Genomic DNA, 19,385 nt, shown 5'->3' on the forward strand with positions numbered 1-19,385 from the left:
AGGTTGATTATGAGAAAAGTTGAAGTAACGCCATACAACAAGCAATGGACTTGGGTGTATGAGGAAGAAGCAAACAAACGGAGACATATCTTCGGCGAACAATTGGTCGCTATTCACCACATCGGCAGCACGTCTGTCCCGGGATTAGAAGCAAAGCCAGTCATCGACATCATGCCTGTCGGATATGAAACAAAGGGCGAGAACGGAATAACGGGACGGTGGTTCAAGAATATGGGCAATTGAAACAACAATTGGCCGAGCAGTTTCCGTACAATATCGAATCGTATATCAACGGGAAAAAATACCTTGTATTGAAAATCGAAAGATAAGCGATGGAATGGAAGGCTTCAAGAACCACAAAGTAACGGAGTAACCCTATGATTATGCTAACGGACTACGATAATGGAGAGATTTGTAATCGTCGCAGTAAAAATCTTGTACGTGATATGTAGACCATCAGAACTTAACCGGGAGGTATATAAATGTCTAAACAATACCTTAACGTTCTCAAAGAATGTGTCATCGAGACAGGAAAAAATAGTTTGCGGCACTTGGAAGGACATATTGATGCAGGTTCGAAAGCATCGCATAAAGAATTAGTTACATTCGTAGACCGCCAAAATGAGCAAATGGTAGTACAACGAATAAAGAAAGACTTTCCTCATCACAAAATTATGGGTGAGGAAAGTTATACAGGGGAAGTTTTTGAGCCGAATGACTTCATTTGGATTGTTGATCCCATCGACGGGACAACTAACTATGTGCATCAGAAACAATGTTTTGCGATCTCAATCGCTTTATACCAGAATGGACGAGGGATTTGTGGGGCCGTTTATAATCCTTCTGATGATGAACTCTTTTGGGCAGAGAAAGGTTCAGGTGCCTATCTGAACAATAAACGACTTTTGATGAATTCTTCATCAGTGGCATTAGGCAATTCATTAATTTCTACGTACATTCGATATGATCAGAATGAAAAGAAACTTGGATTTGAAAGTTTTGTACAACATATAGCCAATGAGTCAAGAGGAATACGCATGATTGGATGCGGCTCTCTGGAATTGGCTTACGTGGCTTGCGGACGATTCAATGCGTATTTTAGTTCTCTTCAGAAACCGTGGGATTTTGCGGCAGGTAAATTGTTAGTCGAAGAAGCTGGCGGTAAAATTACTTGTTTGAACGGAGATCAGATTAATATACATCTGTCAGGTAGTAGTATTCTTGCTGCCAGTATGGAACTTCATCAGGAAATTTTAGATATTTCTAAGAGAATCTTATACACATAACATTTAGTATATATATCGATCATAATCTTATCCACTTTATAAAGGTTTGTGCACTAAAGGAGAACAATAGTTGAATGAATGAAACGGGAGTTCTTTTTGATATGTGGTTTTTATATTGTAAATGACCAAAAACAAAGTTAAACATGTCATTTCCCCATGGATTCTTTGGTGTGATTCAGTTAAGATAAATGCAATAGAATGACATACAGAGTATGGAGGGTAAGCATGCATTCTTCCTATAGCGAAGTGGAGAAAAGAAGGAAAGAGATATTGAAGGAACTAGAGGAGCGCGACAAAGTCTATGTAAAAGAGCTTGCCGAAAAATTCGGCGTGACAACCGAGACAATTCGGCGAGATCTGGACAAATTGGAGAGTCTGAACAAACTAAAAAAAATATTTGGCGGAGCGATCAAAACGAGCCATCAAAAGCTGGAATGGATATATAACGATCGAGAGTCGATCAATCTGGAGGTTAAAAGAAAACTGGCTGTCGAGGCCGCAAATTGGGTGGAGGACAATGATATTATATTCCTACAGGCAGGAAGCACTGTTGCCCAAATGCCGCCATTCTTAAGAGACAAAAAGGAGCTTACGGTGGTCAGCAATTCCGTTCCGATCATATTTGAATTCGCTCAATATAAGCGAAATGGCGAATTTGACGGGAGAGTGATTCAGATCGGCGGAGAGCTTCAAGTTTCTTCCATGGGGATGGGAGGGGTACTCGCTCAAGACATGTTAAGGGACATTACCGTAAACAAAGCTTTTTTTTCCTGCGGAGGCTTTACGCCTGAAAATATCAGTACGTTTCAAAGCGAGAGCGCGCAAATGACGAAAAGCCTGCTCACTCAAAGCCAAAAGAAAGTGCTGGTAGCGGATGCTTCTAAAATGGGCGTCAAGCATCTGTATAAAGTATCTTCCCTGCTTGAAGTGGACATGATTATTACGGATACGGACTTGCCAGAAGAATGGAAACCACACACCGATTTGTCCTCACTAAAATGGATTTCTATTTAAATTCAAGAAAGTTGCTATAAAAACAACACCTCGTTTGGAAACAAATGATGTGTTGTTTTTATTTTGGTTTATATTGGTTTTTTATAAAATTTACAATACTTATATGTTGTTTTTACGCCTATATTACATTTGGGTGTTAAGATTTCATTGTAGAAACCACATGAAACGAAAGGGGAAGTCAACCATTGAATTATCAACTGAGTCATCGTGCCCGCACGCTAAATCCTTATATCGGAGCGGAATTAAGAGATAAAGTCGAAGCACTTCGCCGATCAGGCCGAAAGCTTATCGCGCTTAACGTGGGCGAACCGGATTTTCCCACACCGATCCATATCGCTCATGCAGGTATAGAAGCGATTATCAAAGGCATAACGAAGTATACCCCCGTGCAGGGGACACATGATGTTCGGCAGGCTGTTTGCGACAAACTGAAGAGAGACAACGATCTTAGTTATAGCCCAGAGGAGGTGGTCATCACCACTGGAGCCAAACAAGCCGTGGCGAATGCGTTGCTCTCGATTTGCAACGAGGGCGACGAAGTTCTTTTACCGATTCCCTGCTGGGGGAGTTACCCGGAAATGATCGTATACGCAGGGGCGGTTCCTGTGTTTGTTGAAACCGAACCGGAACAAGACTTTGGGCTAAACGTGGAGCGACTTGGCAGTAAAGTAACTTCCAGGACGCGGGCTATTTTGCTGACAAATCCCAACAATCCGACCGGAACAGTGCTTAATCGAGAAACGTTGTATGCCATCGGCATGATCGCTGTTCGTCATGATCTTTACATTATTGCAGATGAAATCTATGAATATCTGAATTATGGCGAGAAAGTTCCCTCGATCGCGGCTTTGAGCGAGGAGATTAAAGCGCGGACGATTACGATTAACGGGTTATCCAAGGCGTATGCCATGACGGGCTGGCGAATCGGTTACGCCTGCGGCCCATTGCCTGTGATTCGCGCCATGACGGTCATCCAAAGCTACACCACCTCCAATCCAAGCTCGATCGGTCAATATGCGGCGATTGCGGCGCTCAAAGATGAGGGGGATTCGGTTCAGGAAATGACAAAATCCTTTGATGAACGAAGACAGTATCTGATTCGTGAAATTCGATCGATTGAAGGATTGGCATGTCCCGATGCAAGAGGTGCTTTTTACTTGATGGTGGATGTGTCCTGTTACTTTGGTTCAGTTTATGAGGAGGGGACGATTGCTGATAGCAAGGACTTTGCCGAATATTTGCTGCATCAAGTAGGTGTCGTCGTAACGCCGGGGGACATGTTTCAGGCTCCCCAATTTATTCGGCTTTCCTATGCTACATCCCTGGCACAATTGCAGGAGGCTGTTGCCCTGATCAGGGGGGCATTGTCTCTATTGAAAATGAGAACGGAGAATCTGAAATGATTCCTAGTATGATTCAAATTTGTAAGCCATCAATCGATGCAAGGGAGTGCATATGGATAAACATCTGGTTTGGGAAAGGAAGAGGGGTTTGAGCGGGCAAACGGTGAAAAACAAAACAAGCATAGCCAAATGGGCGTACACGAATTTAACTGCTTATGTATTGGTTTTTCCAGCCATTATTCTTCTTGTTGTATTTCATCTGTATCCGATGGGTATGACATTTTTTCTGAGCCTGACAGACTGGAATCTGATTACCCCTGATTTTAATTGGATTTTCGCAGGCAATTATTCACGGATGTTTACCTCGTCCGAATTTTGGAGTGTCGTTGGAAACACGTTTATATTTGGAATCTTCTCCGTTGGGTTTACGGTTTTGCTGGCTACTGTACTGGCTGTTGTACTGGACGAAAAACTGCGAGGAGTCAGGTTGTTTCGGTCGGTCGTATTTTTGCCCTACATTACGCCTATGGCGGCTATAGGAACTCTATGGGTATGGATGTACAACCAGAATTTTGGTCTGATCAACTGGGTGCTAGATTTCTTCTCTATTCCTCCCGCTCCCTGGCTGGCAAAGCCGGGGTGGGCCATGGCTGCGCTAATCATTACGAAAGTCTGGAAGGTAGTCGGCTACTACATGGTGATTCTGCTGGCCGGCAAGCAAAATATAGCGGACTCCCTGTATGAAGCGGCCAAGATGGATGGAGCGGGAAGGCTGCAGTTGTTTACCCGGATTACGCTGCCGCTGCTCTCTCCGTATATCTTCTTTGTACTGATCGTCGCGTTAATTGGCGCTTTTGAAGATTTCGATCTGCTGTTTACGATGACCCGTGGAGGGCCGGCAGAAAGCACAAATATGATCATTTATTACATTTACCAGCATGCCTTTGAATTTTTTGATATCGGTTATGCTTCCGCAGCCTCATCGGTGCTTTTTGTTATCCTTATGCTCATCACATTTATCCAGATGAAAGTCTCCAAAAGGTGGGTGCACTATCAATGAGATTGAAGCAATTTGCATTTAGATGGTTCGGATTCGCCCTTTTGAGTCTTTTTTCAATCGTTATATTATTTCCTTTTATATGGATGCTGAGCAGTTCATTAAAGAGTGCCGATCAAGTGTACGTGTTTCCTCCTACGTTGATCCCGGAAGTGTTCCGCTGGGAAAACTACGTGGAAATATGGAAAATGGCTCCGCTGGCCCGGTATCTATTCAATAGCCTATTTACAGCAAGCGCCACGATCATGGTGCAACTGCTGTTGATCATTCCGGCTTCTTATGCTTTTGCCAGGCTGCGTTTTAAGGGGAGCGGTTTTCTTTTTCTCTTGGTTCTCGCTACCATGATGATTCCGGACCAAGTTACGTTTATCCCTAATTTTTTGACGATCAAACAACTCGGTTGGGTGGATACGTATATGGGTTTGATCGCGCCATTCACCGTAAAAGCCTTTGGCATATTTATGCTGAGGCAAGCCTTTATGCAAGTGCCGAAAGAGCTTGAGGAAGCCGCCATTCTCGATGGCTGCGGACACACCAGAATCATGCGCCATCTCATGATGCCTTTATCGGGAGCAGCTGTTGTGACGTATATTTTGTTGTCCTTTATCTGGAATTACAATGAATTGTTTTGGCCGCTCATTGTGACCAATAATGAAAATTTGCGGACCGTTCAGTTAGGACTATCGCGATTTATGGAAGAAGGCGGCGGAGGGAGCGGAGGAACGCAGTGGAATCTGGTCATGGCCGCTGCTGCAGTTATTATCGCTCCATTAGCCGTATTATTCATTTCCATGCAGAAGTTTATTGTAAAAGGCGTGGCCACTACGGGTTTAAAGTAAGGATCAGCCATTATTACAAACGAGGTGAAACCATTGAAACGTAAATTCATTAAAAGTGTTATCATGGCGTCAAGTTTGGTTATGTTGCTTGCAGGTTGCGGGCAAGAAGCTTCGTCTTCCACTACATCACAGCAAAATAACAAGCAGGGAAATCCGGTGGAAATTGAGTTTTGGTACGGCAATAGCGGCGTGATCGGGGAAACTACCAAAGATCTGGTCGAACAATTTAATCAATCGCAAGATGAAGTGAAGGTCAATGCGGTGTTCCAGGAAAGTACGAATAATATCGGCAAGAAATTATTGACGGCAATTGTGGGCAATGCTGTACCGGATGTTGTTCAGTTAAACGCCAGATTCTGGCCGGCCTTTGCTTACAATAAAGCATTGCTGCCGCTTGACCCTTATATTCAAAATGATCCGGAGTTTAACTACAGCGATTTTGTGGACAGCTTTGTAGACAACACTTTAATCGAAGGAAAGACATACACCATTCCCTTCAACCGGAGTACACCGATCTTGTATTACAACAAAGATATCGTGAAGGAGATCGGGCTTGATCTGGAGCACCCGGTAACCACTTGGGATGAAATGATGGCCGCCGCGAAGAAAGCGACCGTCGTCAAGGATGGGAAGACAGAACGATTCGGCTATGCGTCATTGCTGCCGCCCCTCTACTACTACTCGTTAATGTGGTCCAATGGCGGAGATATTCTTAGCCCGGATCAAAAGGATGTTGTGATCGACCAAGCGCCGGCGATTCAAGGTCTGGAAATGTACCGGAAAATGATATATGACGATAAAACCATGATGCAACCTCTCGGCGGGAATAGAGACGGCGATCAGGAAATGATCAATTTTCAAAACGGCAAGGTAGCTTTCTTGCTGGCCTCGACAGGAGACCTGAACCAGATCCAAAACAATGTCAAGTTTGAACTTGGCGTCGATTTTGTGCCAAAGTTTAAAGAATATGCCGTTCCTTCGACTTCCGGGGGGAATCTCGCTATTGTGGCGAAGGCACCGAAGGAAAAGCAAGATGCGGCCTGGAAGTTCATCAAGTTCCTTACCGATAAGCAGCAAACCATTTATTTTGCCCAGCATACCGGATATATGCCGATTCGAAAATCTGCCATTGAAGCGCCTGAAATGGTGAAGTTTTATGAAGAAAATCCGTTCTTCAAAACCACTGTCGACCAACTTCCCTACGGTAGGGGAATCCCGGTTGTGCCTGACTTCGAAAAGATTGAGACTGAAATTCAAAATGCGCTCGGAAAAACCTATGCCGAAAATGTTCCGGCCCAAGAATCAATGAAGGAAGCCGCCGATAAGATACGTGAGCTGTTGAAGAAATAGAGTGTAGCTAAAAAACGAATGACAATTTGATAGAAAAGGACTGAGAAACCATGGGGAAAACGGCTGAGAAGAAAAGTCCTTCGGGACGGCGGGTACTTATTATCGGAACGGACGGATTAAGGCCCGATCAGGTTAATGCCGACACGATGCCTACGTATTTCCAGTTAATGAAAAGCGGCACGTTGTTCAAATCTTTTTATTCGGCATATCCATCGCTGACACGGGTGTGCATGGCCTCATTAACGACTGGATCCTATCCAGGGCAGCATGGTTTGATGGGCAATCTCATGTACTCGCCTCGTTTTTCGGAAGACGGGCTGCTGCAGACAGGTGACCATCGGGAAATATTGCAATTCCAGCAGCGAACAGGGGAAGAGCTGCTCTTGCGTCCAACGCTCGGGGACAGATTGGCCCAAGCGAACTTGCGCTTGACGGTTTCGGGCGGAAGTTCGCCCGGAGCTTCATTGCTCTGGAATTTTAATCATCCGCAGCATGTCATGAATCCGTCTACCGACTATGGTCTTCCCGAGCTTAGCGAAATGCATGCTGAGCGAGGCCCGGCCGCTGACGAAACCGATGTCTCGATCCGGAAGAAAGAACGCACTTTATGGGCCGTTCGCACGCTCATTGAACAGCAATTGCCTGATGAACAGAATACCGTTATGGTGCTGTGGCTTCCCGAACCGGATGAAACGCAACATTATTGCGGCATCGGTTCGCAAGAGGCTAAACAAGCCCTAAGGCTAGTGGATCAATGTTTGTCAGAGATTTTGGAGGCTGTCTCGCAACTTGGCCTCGAGGATGAATTGGATATCATGCTCATCAGCGATCACGGACATTCGACAGCGAACATGGTTGGTAGTCTGGAGCATTATGTGAATCAAGCCCGGAAAGAATTGAATAGAGAACTGAATTTTATCGCAGTGGACGCTTTCATTTATGGGGACGAGAATCAAGTCGAGGAATTGCAGGCGTTCGCTGACTGGTTATCCGCTGGGCCTTGGTGCGGTATGCTATTGGCGAGAGAACCGCTTCATCAGCAACTGAACAATGCTCTGCCTTTGAGTGCGGTGATCGGAAACATTACTCACGAGAGAGCCCCTCTGTTGGCGGTTGTTCCAGCGTGGACCGATGAAATAAATCAGGATGGCATTCAAGGCGTTGTTCATTATTTAAACTCCAAGACGGAGAATAAAGCCTACCATGGCTCTATCCGGAATGAGGATATGCGACCGTTTTGCATGGGAATCGGCACAAGCTTTAAAAAAGGTCATGTGACGGACATTCCGGCAGGCATTATTGACATTGCGCCAACGGCCTTACACCTGGTTGGAGTTACGGGTGAAAGCGGCTTTACAGGAAGGGTTTTATTTGAAGGTCTGAAAGGTTGCGAAGAGCAGGCAGTTCAGCACGATGCTGTGAAGTATGAAGAATTATATGCTGATTCCGAACGAGTAAAAGGAATTCAGATCGCTAATGTGAATGGATCGACATATCTCACCGATTGTTTTTGTGAAAATACAAGTAACGCTCTTGCGAAAGCCGCAAAGAAAGGATGAGATACGATGCCGACAAATTTTGGGGATAACAAGGAAGCGGAATTGCTCGACCTGATTGAGCAGCTTGTCAATATCGATAGCGGAACGTTTTATAAAGCGGGTGTGGATCAGGTGGGGAATATGCTGGCCTCTGCTTATCAGGCGCTTGGATTTCATGTTTCAGTCGATCGGCAATCCGAGCGGGGGGATCATTTGGTCATTGCTCATCCTGAGGAGCAGCACCCGGACATCTTGATTGTTGGACATATGGACACGGTATTTCCTGTGGGCACCGCACAAAGTCGGCCATTTTCGCGTGATGAATCTTTTGCTTACGGACCCGGCATATACGATATGAAGGCCAGCTTGGTCATGACGCTGTTTGCGATAAAATCATTGATCGAACAAGGCGACGAGAGCTTCAAGCGGGTCAAAATCATTCTGAATTCGGATGAAGAGCATGGTTCGATTTATTCCAGGGAATTGATTGAGCGGGAAGCGGCAAGTGTTAAGTATGCGTTGATCGTTGAACCGAGCGATATGACCGGGAGGCTTATAACCGGACGGCGCGGCGGGGGTAAATTCGAATTGCATGTAACCGGTAAGGCGGCGCATTCCGGGGAAGAACCAGAAAAGGGACGAAGCGCCATTGGTGAACTTGCGCATAAAATTATTCAACTTCATGCGCTGACTGATCCAGGTGCAGGCGTACATGTCAATGTCGGGGTGATTAGCGGCGGAACGACGCCCAACACAATTGCTGCCCAGGCCAAGGCTTCAATTGATGTACGAATGGAGACATTGGAACAGGCTATGGAGTTGGAGCGCAAAATCAGAGATATTTGCGGGGCGGCAACGACTGAAGGAACAACGTTAGTCTTGAAAGGCAGTATTACAAGACCGCCGATGATCAAAACTGCGAAATCTGAGCATTTATTGAAAATCGTGCAAGAAGAAGCGCTGCAGCTGGGAGAGTCGTTAACGGATATGAAAATAGGTTCAGGATCGGACGGCAACCTGACTTCGGCAGTAGGGGTAGCTACGATTGATGCGCTAGGTCCGCTTGGCGGTAACGCGCATACTGCTGAGGAGTTTTTGGATATCGAAAGCTTGTTGCCGAGAACAAGGCTGCTGGCTAATTTGATTAAACGATTAAGTCGTGAATAAATAATTAACTTGCATGGGATTAAATAAAAATACCAATGTTTTAAAGGGGATATTACATTGCGAAATAAGATGAAGCAAAAACTTTTAGCAGGTAAAGCTGCTTTAGGGGTCTCCATTATGATCCCTTCTGTCCAGCTTGTAGAAATGGCCGGGAAACTAGGGTACGATTGGGTGCTGATTGATTGCGAGCATGGTTCCATCACCTTGGAAACCGTTGAATACATGGTCATGGCAGCCGAAGCAAGCAACATTACACCGATCATTAGACCGCAAAAAAACGATCCGGAACTGATCGGGCAATACATGGATCGTGGTGTGATGGGGATACAAGCGCCCCATGTCAGCTCTGCGGCAGAGGCTCAGGAAATCATAAATGCTGTAAAATACCATCCGATCGGCAACAGAAGCTTGGCCGTGGGAACACGCTCTGCCAATTACGGATTCGGGATTTCGTTAACCGAATATGCCGAACAGGCTAATCAAGATCTGTTGGTCTGCGTCCAAATTGAGGACAAGGATGCTGTGGATAACCTTTATTCTATCGCAAAAGTTGAAGGAATTGACGTGTTGTTTATAGGTCCGTCCGACCTTTCTCAATCTCTTGGACATCCCGGAAATGCCGGGCATCCTGTGGTACAAAAGGTTATGGATGATGCTTTCTCAAAAATCATGGAATCAGGTATGGTGGCGGGTACGGCAGGGAATCTTGAAATAACGCCGAGACGTCTGGAGCAAGGGGTTCAATATTACTATACGCATTTAACGACGCTGCTGGCTTATTCATCCTCCGTATTCTTAGGGAATGCCAAGGATTGAATTTTCAAGCTACACACTTATTCCCGCCGAAGACAGTGAAAATGTTGAATCCAAAATGGAGCCTTTGAAAAATTATCTTTCCAAGAAGCTCGGCATGGGAGTTGAAATCTTTGTGGCCAATGATTATACAGTGGATGCTGGCGCTACTTCCGATACCGAATATAAAACAATGATGGAGAAAAACCTGCTCCCGGATGTAGATATTATTCATGAATCCGCCCCCATTCCTACCTCTCCGGTAGCGGTACGAAAAGATCTGGACAGAGGAAGAGAAATTAACCATGATTATTACCTTGCATCAGATTGACCTGGCTCCAAAATACAGCAAAAGAATTCTTGGTTTGAATTCCGGGAAAATAGTGGCGGATTATCGCTCCGATCAGGTCAATGCTTCTGATTTGTACCGACTTTACGAGAACAATCAGGAATCAGGTGAAGGAGCACAGACATGATGGATGATCAGAAAAATAGCATGAATGCCAGGGTTGGCCGGGAGTCTTTTGACGTCAAAAAAAATTTCCCGAAATTGTTATCAACCATTGTTGCTCTTGTTGTATTAGGCTGGAGTGCTCAGCAGGTTAATTTTAGTATTTCAGATCTGATCAAAGGGTTCCCCAACATATGGGATTTTATCTCCAGATCCTTTCCTCCTGATTTTACACATTTGGGCAAATATTCATTATCCGTTCTTGAGACCGTTCAAATGGCACTTGTGGGTACTGTACTTGCCGTCATCATTGCCATTCCGCTTGGAATAGGTGCCGCCCAAAATATCAGTCCACATCCTGTGATTTACTCTATTTGCCGCACGATTCTTAACACGCTCCGATCGATTTCGGAAATGATTGTGGCGTTAATTTTTGTAACTGCAGTTGGTTTGGGACCATTTCCCGGTGTACTGGCACTTGCTATCCATTCTGCAGGAATGCTCGGTAAATTTTATGCTGAAGCTATCGAAAATACGGATAAAGGCCAGATCGAAGCCCTGGAAGCGTCAGGTGCCAATCGTTGGCAGGTTATCCGCTATGCCATCTGGCCACAAATTTTACCGGAGTTTATAACCGTAAACCTCTATCGCTGGGAAATCAATGTAAGGTCAGCAACCGTACTGGGACTGGTCGGAGCCGGAGGGGTAGGATATGAGCTGACCAGTACTCTCCGTCTTTTCCGGTACCAGGAATCACTGACCATTGTGATCTTAATCTTGGCCACAGTCATGATTTTGGATAAATTGTGCGCAAAAATTCGTCAGCGTATTATATAGGAGAACAACACTTACAAATGAATATTCATTGTGAAGCCATGTAAGCAAAAAATATTGTTGTTTCACGGGAATATTGGGGATAAATGTTCAGTCTACTACTCAAGCTACCATCACAGCTGCGGATCGGGTTCGATACTTGCTCTGCTCACTTGTTCTTCGGCGAAAGTTATTGACACAGAGCCCAATATGTATATAATCATTCGTAAGGGTCAGATACGGCCTTTATATTTTTCTCTAATTATTAAATAACATTAATTAATTATCTTGAATAAAGGGAAGGAGTGACAGGATGAAGTCGTTTTTGCCAAATGACATTAAGGATGAGAATAGAAAGATCATCTTTGATATTGTGATGCAGAATCCGGAATTGGCGAAGGTCGAAATCGCCGAGAAGACGGCGATGAGCTTTGTAACCGTAAGTAAGATCATCAATTTCTTTGAAGAGATCGGATTGTTGACCGCTACTGGAGAAAGTCGGGAAGGCTCTGGCGGCTTGGGAAGAAAAAGAACGGTATACCGATTTAATGAGAACAGCTATGTAACCGTTGGAATTCAAATCATAGGCAACAGAATCACTGCTCTACTTATCAATCTATACAGCAAAATTATCGATTCGTACTCCATCGAGACGGATATTCCGTTTTATAGCGATCAGTTTATCTCGATTTTTGAAGACATGATTTCGGGGATGAAGAATGTAGCCAAGAAAACGAATAGCGTCGTCCTAGGCATCGGAATCGGGGTCGATGGGGCGATAAACACCAGGAAGAAAACGATCAGAATGCGGGTTCAGGACAACAAGGAGCAGGATTACAATTATGAGCTGATCATCGAGAATCTGATTAACCGGGTTGAATTGCCTATTTTCCTTGAAAACGATGTAAACGCTTCTACAGTGGCTGAATTCCGAAATCTGGAGAACTCCGGGGAAATGCTGTCTGATCTGGTCCATATCGCTGTGGGGGACGGGATCGGCGGCGGTCTGATTATCAATAAGGAGCTGCACCGAGGATTCAATGCAAGCGCGGGTGAACTGGAATATATGTGCTTCGACCCGGAGTACAGAAGAACGCCGTCCTCCGTCGGCTGGCTCGAGAGCAAGCTGGGGATTCAGCATTTGTTGAGCAGCTATGATCTTGGCTCCGAATCAGACATTGCAGCGTGCGCAGATTATGTAGGCAAGCATCTTGCTCTGGCGATAGTTAATATCATCAGCATGCTGGACATCGAACAGATTATTATTAGCGGCAAGACGGCAGCGCTGTTCCCGGAACGGATTCTTGAGAGAACAAGGTACTTTGTCGGACAATATGTCGAGTGGACTCCAACGATAACTTACAGTAATTCGCAGCATTCAGCGGCTGTCGGAGCTGCCGTACTCTCGCTTCAGCATGAAATGATAAAAGTAATTTCCGGATAGGAAGTGAACGTGATGATTAAAATTTTTGAGACCGAAGAGGAAGTTGCAGATGCCATTGCCAGAGCGATGAAAGAGCATTTGGCAGATGAGCATCCAGTGTTCTGCTTGGCGTCAGGAAGCACACCGCAGAAAAGTTACATGAAATTTGCCGAAGACGACGAGATTCATGCAAGGGTTCAGCAGCTTAAAATTGTCAGCCTGGACGAGTGGGTCGGAATAAGCAGAGAGTCTGAGGGAAGCTGCTATCAAATGCTGAATCAGGATTTATTCTCGCTTGTCCATTTGGAAGCCTGGCAGATCGAATTCTTTGATGGGACTGCGCCGGATTTGGAGCAGGAATGTCAGAGAATCGACCACTTTATTGATCAGCATCCCATAACGTTCAGTTTGATGGGGGTTGGAATGAATGGCCATATTGGCTTGAATGAGCCAGGCTGTCCGTTGCTGGATCACAGCAGTGTCGTAGATTTATCGGAGACGACCAGAACCGTGGCCCAGAAATATTTCAATCAGCCTGCGGCATTGGACAAAGGAATCACCTTGGGTCTAAGTCAGGTGGCGGGCAGCAAGCGGGTGATTGTAGCGATGACCGGTGAACGCAAAGCCGGGATCGTCAAAGAAATATTTACAAATCCGGAAGCAAAGCTGCCTGCTCAGGAGCTGCTCGGTTACGAACATATTGATTTCTTCCTGGATTCGGAGGCAGCGAAATATATTAAATAGCGATAAAAACTGAGGAGTACACATTATGAGTAACAGTGTCATTGGAGTGGATATTGGAGGAACGAACATACGAGTCGGGTTAGTGAATGAGCAGTTGGAATTGGTTCAAAAAGAGACGGCATTAACTAGCGAGTTCCAAAGTGCTGATGAAGTTTTCAACTACGTCAAGCGAGTAATCGAGAAAGTGGATCATCACAAGACGGCGGACAAGATCGGGATTGCCTTGCCTGTTCCTTGGAAGGAGCGAACCGAGATTATATGCGATGCGACCAACATTCCCTGCCTGGAAGGGGTTCATACCGATTTTATAAAGCGCTTTTTTCCCGGTTATGAAGTTCATTTCGAGAATGATGTGAATGTCGTGACCCTGCTGGAATCAAAGCATGGCGCATCCCGGGCATATGATCAATCGATCTATATTACGGTCAGTACGGGGATTGGCAGCGGAATCGTTCTGAACAACGAGTTGCTCCACGGAGCGCATGGTTATGCCGGAGAGATTGGCAGCATGGTTATATCGGATAACGGCAAGAGCCATTCGCCATTACATCCCGGCACGCTCGAAGCTCTGTGCAGCGGCAGAGCCCTGGAGAAGGAGAGCCAACATCTCTACGGCAGCGAGGCTACGGCGAATGTATTGTTCGAGAAATACAGGCAGCATGACGAGAAGGCGGCAGGTGTCGTGAATACCTGGGTCGAGTATTTCTCCAATGCGGTTGCTTCATTAATGCAGACGATCGATCCGGATATATTTGTCATTGGAGGAGCGGTCATTCACAACAACCAATGGTTGATCGATAAAATTGTTGAAAGCGCTAAAACCAAAGTGTTTGAGCATTTAAGCGACAAAGTCAAGGTAGTTTTGCCTAAATTCGGCCCAGATGCAGGAGTGATTGGGGCAGGGTACATGGCGTTAAAAAACAATAAAGGAGCATGAACAATATGAAGAAAATGAAAGTTGCGTTAATTGGAGCCGGCAGTGTGTCCTTTGCTTTGGGGGCACTTCAGGATATGGTGCTGTCCGAGCGTTTGAAAACTCAGGCCCAGCTGGAGATCGCACTGATGGACATTGAAGAAGAGAATGTGGCAAGAACCTATAAATATGCGACAGATATGTTTACCGCCTTCTCGCATCCGGCGAACATTTGGCAGACGACCAACCTGGAAGCAGCTCTGCAGGAGGCTGATTTCGTCATCGTGGCGATTGAGGTAAATCGCTACTTCTATTGGTCGCAGGATTTCCATATTCCTCGCCGCTTTGGCAGCAAGCAAATTTACGGTGAGAACGGCGGTCCTGGCTCGATGTTCCATACACTGCGAAACCTGGGTCCGATGCTGGAAATCGCCCGGACGATGGAACGTGTCTGCCCGGACGCCTGGTTCATTAACTATACGAATCCTGAAGCGAAATTGGTTGAGGCTATCTCGAAACTTACCTCGATCAAAGTCGTCGGTCTATGCCATGGACTGGATATGGGGATCGAGCAGCTGTCCCAATTCCTGGAGATGGATATCGCAGATATCGGAATGGAAGGCGGTGGCTTGAACCACTTCGGTTTCTTCACCAAGATCTGGAACAAGAAGACGGAAGAGGATCTGTATCCGTTATTTGATGAGAAGGAGCGGAAGGCCAACCGTCTGGCGCAATTCGAACATGTCGCGCTATCCAGAACGATGTACCGCACTTATGGATATTACCCTTATCCAGGCACCAACCATGTGGGTGAATATATCTCTTATGCAGAGGATTTCTATGCTGGTTTGTCCTTGCAATACCGTTACGATCCAATTCGCGAGAAGTTATGGGAGAAGGATTCCAGAACCCCTGAATTCGTATACAGTGCAAGCGGCAACAATCTGGATCAAGGCTTGTTCTCGAAGGTTCAGACGCAGGAGCTATGGGTGGAAGAGGCCTATATTTTCGATAAGTCGAAGGTTTGCCGCAGCAATGAATATGCAGTTCCGATCATTGAGGCGATTTTCTTCGATGATGAGATTGAACTGAACGCAGTCAATTTGCCGAACCACGGTGCAATCAAGGGACTTCCTGACGATATGGTTGTTGAGACCCAGGCGATCGTTAACGGCAGAGGAATTACGCTGAAGCCGATGACGGTAGAACTGCCGACGGCGATTATTGGAACGATTCATATTCAGGGTACGATCCATAAATTGTTGCTCGAGGCTTTTGTGGAGCAATCGAAGACGAAGCTGCTGCAGGCGATCCTGTTGGATCCTCAGTCCCCCACTTATTACCAGGCCTGTGCAATGATCGACGAGATGTGCAAATTGCAGCAAGATATTTTACCTAAGCTGGAATGGAAATAAAGGGGTTTATATGGACAACAAGAAAATCACCGAACTGCTTCAGGAGATGACACTCGCCGAGAAGATTGGACAGCTCTCTCAGACGACCGGGGAACATTACGTCGGCAAAATCGATAGCGAAATGGTTGAGACCGGCCCAGACTTCCCGGGCCATATGCTTGAGGGAGATACGCTATATACGATGGGAAGTATTATCGGCGTGTCGAGCGCCAAGTATACGAATCTGATTCAAAGTGAATATTTGCAGAAGTCACGGCTCAAGATCCCGTTGCTGTTCATGCACGATGCGATACATGGATACAGAACGATTTTTCCGATACCACTAGGGCTTTCCTGTACCTGGGATGAGGGAATCGTGCAGCAGGCAGCGGCGGATACCGCTTCGGAATTGCGCGCTGCGGGCATACATGTGAATTTCTCTCCGATGGTCGACCTTGTGCGCGACTCCAGATGGGGAAGAGTAATGGAATCCTTTGGCGAGGATCATCTGCTGTCAGGCCATCTTGGCCGGGCGATGATCAGAGGCTACCAGAAAGTCGAGAACGGAGAGATTGCCGAATCGGGAGTAGCAGCCTGCATGAAGCATTTTGCCGCGTATGGAGCTGGCATTGGTGGGAAGGACTACAACGCTGTCGATATGTCCTGGAGAGAATTCTACGCCTATTATGGCAAGCCTTATGAAATAGCTCTTCAAGAGAAGCCGAAATTTGTGATGAGTTCATTCAACACGTTCAACGGGGTTCCTGTAACTGCGAGTGAGCAGATGATGAAGGAAATCCTAAGAGGAGCCTATCAATTTGACGATATTGTAATATCAGATTGGGGGGCAGTCGCCGAACTGCAGAATCACCGCGTTGCCGGCAATGGCAGGGAAGCTGCTGAATTGGCTTTAAAAGCGGGCATTGATATTGAAATGGTCTCAACTTTGTATCTTGAGCATTATGAACAGATTCTAGAAGAAAATCCAGGGCTGCTCCAGGATATAGATACGGCCGTTCTGAAAATTTTGCAGCTTAAAAATGAAATGGGTTTATTTGAAAATCCTTATGTGGACGAAGCTCGTGAGGATGAAGTCATTCTGAATCCTCGCTTTCTGGAGCATACTAAGGACGCCGCCAAGAGAAGCTGTGTGCTGCTGAAAAATGAACAAATGCTGCCTATACGCAAAGAATACAAAAAGATCATCATCGTCGGCCCTTTTGCCGGTAGCAATCAATTGCTGGGCAATTGGCCGTGCAAAGGAAGCTTTGATGACGTAGTTACTTTAGCGGAAGGGATGAAGTGGGCGGATGATTCTCTCGATCTGCAAGTCTATGAATCCCTGAAGGACTGCCCTCAAGCTGAGCTGGAGCTATGCGATTATATTGTCGTAGCGGTTGGGGAGGACTGGAAATTAAGCGGTGAAGGGCATAGCAGTGTGAATATCGAACTGGAGGCCAGCCAGCAGCAGCTGATCCGTGAAGTCAAGCAGACGAACAAACCGTATGCATGCGTCTTTTTCTCGGGCCGGCCACTCGCGCTGCAGAACATTATTGATGATATCCCTGCGCTCTTATGGTGTTGGTATCCGGGTACACAGGCCGGCAGTGCGATTGCTGAGCTGATTACAGGCCAAGCTACTCCGTCTGGTAAACTGACGATGTCGTTCCCGCGTTATCCGGCGCAAGCGCCGATCTATTACAATGAATACAGCACGGGCCGTCCGGCAAATGAATCAAGCTACAGCAGCAGATATCAGGACTGTGAGATCGGGCCTCTGTTCCCGTTCGGGCACGGGCTGACCTATAGCGGTGCACAGTATTCTGACTTTACAATTTCACGTAATCATCTGACAGCCGATCAGGAATTGACGATCTCTTTCCAGGTGAGCAACCCAAGCGGGTATAACTATTCTGAAATCGCCATCCTGTACATTGAAGATCTTGTCTCCAAGGAGGTACGTCCTGTGCGCGAGATGAAGAAGTATCAAGTCGTGGACGTACCAAAGCATCAGACCGTTACCGTACAGATGACTCTGGCCTCGGATGATCTTCTATATTTGGATACCAGCCTGCAGCAAACGGTTGAACCAGGAAAATTCAATATTTATATCAATGATCTTGACCATCCCGTGTTCACCATAGAATATCAATAAAATCTCGTGAATCCCATTTATCCGAAATGATCACTAGGCCCGCTCAATTATTTAATTAAATTAATTAATTGTGTAAAATTTATCCACCCACAAGTTCATAATTTTTGAGGGGGCCTAGCAGATTTTGGAATACGCTTACATGATTCAGAAAGAACTGACAATGCTGTACCTGAAGAGTAAGGAGGTATACGGATGAAATCCAAATTTAAACAACAATTTCTATCCCAGTGGGAGCTTCAAGTGATGGTCTGGCCGAGCATTATATTGATGATTGTGTTCTCTTTTGTCCCGATGCTCGGATTGATCATCGCCTTTCAGGATTATTCTCCGTTATCCGGTTTTACGGGCTCGGAATTTGTAGGATTGGATAATTTCAAAGCCTTTTTGGGGGACAAAGATTTCTACAATGTGCTGACGAACACTCTAGGCATCAGCCTAATGAAGTTATTGATCGGTTTTCCGCTGGAGATCGTCCTGGCTATATTGATCAATGAACTCAGATTAGTATTCTTCAAGAAGTTTACGCAGACCATATCTTATTTACCGCACTTCCTGTCATGGGTTATTCTTGGCGGCATGATTACATCCTGGCTTGGTTCGTCGGGACTGGTGAACAGCTTCCTGCTGTCGACGCATCTCATATCTGAACCGCTCTCCTTCCTGTCAAATGCGAATGCTTATTGGTGGATCGCGACGTTGTCCGATATTTGGAAAGAGGTTGGCTGGGGAACGATTCTCTATCTCGCTGCCATAACGGGAATTGATCCATCGTTGTATGAGGCGGCGAAGGTCGACGGGGCGAAAATCTTGAAGAGAATTTGGTATATCACGATTCCCAGTATCAAAAATATTATCGTGTTGATGTTTTTGCTGCGTGTAGGCTCTATCCTGGGAGCGAATCTGGATCAGACTCTCGTCCTGCAAAATTCTTCGAACATGCTGCGCAGTGAAGTCATCGATTCTTATGTTTATCATTTAGGTCTGGCGCAAGGGGACTTCTCATTTGCGACTGCGGTCGGAATCTTCTCGTCCGTCGTATCGGTCACACTGTTGCTGGTAGCCAATTTCTTAACCAAGAAGCTTAGCGATAGTACAATTTTTTAGAA

At 45.9% G+C, this 19,385-nt stretch carries 18 protein-coding genes and 1 pseudogene; all 19 read left to right on the top strand.

All coding sequences use genetic code 11. From position 1 onward, the window contains the following. Positions 1 to 9 precede the first annotated feature (9 nt). The 19 genes and pseudogenes from ACFTRD_RS06595 (at position 10) to ACFTRD_RS06685 (ending at position 19,383) form a co-directional block, all read left to right on the top strand. Positions 10 to 329: pseudogene (locus tag ACFTRD_RS06595) on the top strand (GrpB family protein). A 153-nt stretch (positions 330 to 482) separates the two neighbouring features. After that, the gene (locus tag ACFTRD_RS06600; RefSeq protein ID WP_379378228.1) at positions 483 to 1,286 is read left to right on the top strand and encodes an inositol monophosphatase family protein; all 804 of its coding nucleotides are present in this window, start codon (positions 483 to 485) and stop codon (positions 1,284 to 1,286) included. A gap of 225 nt (positions 1,287 to 1,511) precedes the next feature. Beyond that, on the top strand, positions 1,512 to 2,300 hold the full coding sequence (locus ACFTRD_RS06605; RefSeq protein ID WP_379378229.1) for a DeoR/GlpR family DNA-binding transcription regulator: 789 nt from the start codon (positions 1,512 to 1,514) through the stop codon (positions 2,298 to 2,300). Between the two features lie 185 nt (positions 2,301 to 2,485). Beyond that, the gene (locus ACFTRD_RS06610; protein ID WP_379378230.1) at positions 2,486 to 3,703 is read left to right on the top strand and encodes a pyridoxal phosphate-dependent aminotransferase; all 1,218 of its coding nucleotides are present in this window, start codon (positions 2,486 to 2,488) and stop codon (positions 3,701 to 3,703) included. 88 nt (positions 3,704 to 3,791) lie between these two features. Next, the gene (locus ACFTRD_RS06615) at positions 3,792 to 4,703 is read left to right on the top strand and encodes a carbohydrate ABC transporter permease (RefSeq protein ID WP_379378231.1); all 912 of its coding nucleotides are present in this window, start codon (positions 3,792 to 3,794) and stop codon (positions 4,701 to 4,703) included. Next, positions 4,700 to 5,539, top strand: coding sequence for a carbohydrate ABC transporter permease (locus ACFTRD_RS06620; protein WP_379378232.1), 840 nt, complete (start codon positions 4,700 to 4,702; stop codon positions 5,537 to 5,539). Before ACFTRD_RS06615 ends, ACFTRD_RS06620 begins: the two co-directional genes overlap by 4 nt. Positions 5,540 to 5,563: 24 nt before the next feature. Continuing rightward, positions 5,564 to 6,889 carry an ABC transporter substrate-binding protein gene (locus ACFTRD_RS06625; RefSeq protein ID WP_379378233.1) on the top strand — a complete coding sequence of 442 codons (1,326 nt, stop codon included), beginning with the start codon at positions 5,564 to 5,566 and terminating at the stop codon, positions 6,887 to 6,889. Between the two features lie 50 nt (positions 6,890 to 6,939). Beyond that, complete coding sequence (locus ACFTRD_RS06630; RefSeq protein ID WP_379378234.1) at positions 6,940 to 8,448, top strand: alkaline phosphatase family protein; 1,509 nt, start codon at positions 6,940 to 6,942, stop codon at positions 8,446 to 8,448. A 6-nt stretch (positions 8,449 to 8,454) separates the two neighbouring features. Further along, positions 8,455 to 9,594: a M20 family metallopeptidase gene (locus tag ACFTRD_RS06635; protein WP_379378235.1), complete on the top strand. Its 1,140-nt coding sequence runs from the start codon at positions 8,455 to 8,457 to the stop codon at positions 9,592 to 9,594. Between the two features lie 57 nt (positions 9,595 to 9,651). Next, complete coding sequence (locus tag ACFTRD_RS06640) at positions 9,652 to 10,410, top strand: HpcH/HpaI aldolase family protein (protein WP_379378236.1); 759 nt, start codon at positions 9,652 to 9,654, stop codon at positions 10,408 to 10,410. Further along, positions 10,397 to 10,717, top strand: a complete 321-nt coding sequence (locus ACFTRD_RS06645; protein WP_379378237.1) for a PhnD/SsuA/transferrin family substrate-binding protein — start codon at positions 10,397 to 10,399, stop codon at positions 10,715 to 10,717. The genes ACFTRD_RS06640 and ACFTRD_RS06645 overlap by 14 nt, the downstream gene beginning before the upstream one ends. Further along, a complete protein-coding gene (locus tag ACFTRD_RS06650; protein WP_379378238.1) occupies positions 10,692 to 10,862 on the top strand; it encodes a hypothetical protein in 171 nt (56 codons plus the stop codon). The genes ACFTRD_RS06645 and ACFTRD_RS06650 overlap by 26 nt, the downstream gene beginning before the upstream one ends. Next, positions 10,859 to 11,674, top strand: coding sequence for a phosphonate ABC transporter, permease protein PhnE (gene phnE / locus ACFTRD_RS06655; RefSeq protein WP_379378239.1), 816 nt, complete (start codon positions 10,859 to 10,861; stop codon positions 11,672 to 11,674). Before ACFTRD_RS06650 ends, phnE begins: the two co-directional genes overlap by 4 nt. A gap of 289 nt (positions 11,675 to 11,963) precedes the next feature. Further along, positions 11,964 to 13,094, top strand: a complete 1,131-nt coding sequence (locus ACFTRD_RS06660) for an ROK family transcriptional regulator (protein ID WP_379378240.1) — start codon at positions 11,964 to 11,966, stop codon at positions 13,092 to 13,094. Positions 13,095 to 13,106: 12 nt separating this feature from the next. Then, positions 13,107 to 13,817 carry a 6-phosphogluconolactonase gene (locus ACFTRD_RS06665; RefSeq protein WP_379378241.1) on the top strand — a complete coding sequence of 237 codons (711 nt, stop codon included), beginning with the start codon at positions 13,107 to 13,109 and terminating at the stop codon, positions 13,815 to 13,817. A gap of 25 nt (positions 13,818 to 13,842) precedes the next feature. After that, the gene (locus ACFTRD_RS06670) at positions 13,843 to 14,754 is read left to right on the top strand and encodes an ROK family protein (protein ID WP_379378242.1); all 912 of its coding nucleotides are present in this window, start codon (positions 13,843 to 13,845) and stop codon (positions 14,752 to 14,754) included. 5 nt (positions 14,755 to 14,759) lie between these two features. After that, complete coding sequence (locus ACFTRD_RS06675) at positions 14,760 to 16,145, top strand: family 4 glycosyl hydrolase (RefSeq protein ID WP_379378243.1); 1,386 nt, start codon at positions 14,760 to 14,762, stop codon at positions 16,143 to 16,145. Positions 16,146 to 16,155: 10 nt separating this feature from the next. Further along, positions 16,156 to 18,279, top strand: coding sequence for a glycoside hydrolase family 3 N-terminal domain-containing protein (locus tag ACFTRD_RS06680; RefSeq protein ID WP_379378244.1), 2,124 nt, complete (start codon positions 16,156 to 16,158; stop codon positions 18,277 to 18,279). Between the two features lie 192 nt (positions 18,280 to 18,471). Continuing rightward, positions 18,472 to 19,383 (top strand): ABC transporter permease, encoded by a 912-nt coding sequence (locus ACFTRD_RS06685; protein ID WP_379378245.1) that lies wholly within the window; start codon positions 18,472 to 18,474, stop codon positions 19,381 to 19,383. The last annotated feature ends 2 nt before the right edge of the window (positions 19,384 to 19,385 follow it).

It is taken from the genome of Paenibacillus sp. NPDC056933 (genome assembly GCF_042674385.1).
Taxonomy (GTDB): domain Bacteria; phylum Bacillota; class Bacilli; order Paenibacillales; family Paenibacillaceae; genus Paenibacillus.